Source organism: Polaromonas sp. P1_E1_2, assembly GCF_056406035.1.
The window spans coordinates 1-2,284 of the sequence record NZ_JBFUAZ010000655.1 but is presented as its reverse complement, the minus strand read 5'-3'; the positions used below and the strand labels follow the sequence as shown (position 1 = coordinate 2,284).

Sequence of the window (2,284 nt, the reverse complement as noted above, 5' to 3'; positions counted from 1 at the left end):
GCTATAGGCCTGGCTGGCGAGCCTGGCGTAGACGTCGCCCAGGTTTTCATGTGCGGTGGCGTAGCTGGGGTTGGTCCGAATGGCCATTTCAAGCGCCGCCCGGGCCTTGTCGAACTGGCTCTGGCCGGCATACAGCACGGCCATGTTGTTGTAGGGCTCAGGCAGCTCGGGGTAGTCTTCGGTGATTTTGGTGAAAGTTGCGATGGCCTCGTTTGTCTTGCCGGTCTCGGTCTGGATCACGCCCTTGAAGAAACGCATTTGCGGGTCGCGCGGCTTGCCGGCGAGGTACTGGTCAACCTTGGCCTGCGCCTCGGCATACTGGCCGGCACGCATCAGGCGGCTGACGTCGGCGTAGTCGTCGGCATGGGCCACGGACACCGACAGGGTGACCGCCACGGCCAGCATGCGCAGGGAGGCGGACAGCGGATTGCGTGTAAGGAAGTTTGGCGTGGGCATGGCACTCTCGCGATTTGTTTTAAAGCCCCCGGTGCTGTTTTGGCAGCCGTTGGGCGGAAAGTCAACATAAACAGCCAGGCTTTTCAGGGCGCCCCGGGAGCCGCTGAACGTTGTCGGACGGGCTGGATATACTGGGCGATTGTAACTGAGGGGGGTATAGTTCATGGCCCCCAGAATTCCGTACTTTCCGTTTTTATCGCACGTTTTCGCGTGTACGCCGAATGGCCCTTGCCCGCCTGCGGCGTCCGTGAGATAAAGCTTCTTTCCTTTGCCTGACCACCGGCTGCTTCCGGCCGATGCCAGGCCCCCGCAGCATAATTTTCATGAGCCTTCGCATTTACAACACGCTGTCGCGTGCCGTGGAAGAATTTTCCCCGCTTGATCCCGGCCATGTGCGCATGTATGTGTGCGGAATGACGATTTACGACCTCTGCCACATCGGTCATGCGCGCATGATGATGGCGTTCGACGTGGTGCAACGCTGGCTCAAGGCAAGCGGCCTGAAGGTTACGTATGTGCGCAACATCACCGACATCGACGACAAGATCATCAAGCGGGCGGTCGAGCGCGGCATCACCATCCGCCAGCTGACCGACGAGATGATCGCGGCCATGCACCAGGATATCGGCGCGCTGGGCATAGAGCCTCCATCGCTGGAGCCTCGTGCGACTGAGTACGTGCCGCAGATGCTGAGCATGATCGCCACGCTGGAGGAAAAAGGCCTGGCCTACAAGGGCTCCACCGGTGACATGAATTACGCAGTGCGCAAGTTTCCCGGCTACGGCAAGCTCTCAGGCAAGTCGCTCGACGAGCTGCGCGCGGGCGAGCGCGTGGCTGTGCTGGACGGCAAGGAAGACCCGCTGGACTTTGTGCTGTGGAAAAGCGCCAAACCCACCGAACCCGACGACGCCAGGTGGGACAGCGCCTATGGCCCCGGCCGTCCCGGCTGGCATATCGAGTGCTCGGCCATGTGCCGCGGCACGCTGGGCGAGACCTTCGACATTCACGGCGGTGGCGCGGACCTGCAGTTCCCGCACCACGAAAACGAGATCGCCCAGAGCGAAGGCGCCAACGGCAAGCCGCTGGCCCGCTTCTGGGTGCACAACGGTTTTGTGCGCGTCGACAACGAGAAGATGTCCAAGTCGCTGGGCAACTTCTTCACCATCCGCGAAGTGCTGGCCAAATACGATGCCGAAACCGTGCGGTTCTTCATCGTTCGCGCCCACTACCGCAGCGCCCTGAATTACAGCGACGCCCACCTGGACGATGCGCGCAACTCGCTCAAGCGGCTTTACACATCGCTTGACCTCGTCAAACCGGCAGAGCTGCCGACCGACTGGGCGCATCCGTTTGCGCAGCGCTTCAAGGCAGCCATGGACGAAGACTTCGGAACGCCCGAGGCCGTGGCTGTGCTGTTCGAGCTGGCCGGTGAAGTCAACCGGACAGGCTCTGCCGAACTCGCAGGGCTGCTGAAAAACCTGGGCGGCTGCCTGGGCCTGCTGCAGGGCGCGCCCGGCGCCTACCTCCAGGCCGGCGCCGGCCTGGACGACGCCAGCATCCAGCTGCTGATCGCGCAGCGCGCAGCCGCCAAGCTGGCAAAAGACTTCGCCGAAGCCGACCGTATCCGCAAGGACCTGCTGGCCAAAGGCATTGTTTTGAAGGATTCGCCCAGCGGCACCACCTGGGAGGTGCAATCGTGAGGTTCTGGACGGCTCTTTCACCCTGTTTTTCAAGCCATTCAGGCCCGCAGCCCAATATGGACGTGCGCAAGCAGCTATGAAAAAGATAGTGAAAAGCGGCCCGGCCAGCGCTGAGCTGGCCGACGTTC

Annotated in this window: 2 protein-coding genes; one reads left to right on the top strand and one right to left on the bottom strand. The window is 62.1% G+C overall.

Translation table 11 applies throughout. From position 1 onward, the window contains the following. Positions 1 to 456 (bottom strand): tetratricopeptide repeat protein (locus AC1D1P_RS21330; RefSeq protein WP_477674342.1); only part of this gene is annotated, 456 nt, incomplete at its 3' end. 323 nt (positions 457 to 779) lie between these two features. Between AC1D1P_RS21330 and cysS the strand changes: the two genes are divergently transcribed. Next, complete coding sequence (gene cysS, locus AC1D1P_RS21325; RefSeq protein ID WP_477674341.1) at positions 780 to 2,156, top strand: cysteine--tRNA ligase; 1,377 nt, start codon at positions 780 to 782, stop codon at positions 2,154 to 2,156. The last annotated feature ends 128 nt before the right edge of the window (positions 2,157 to 2,284 follow it).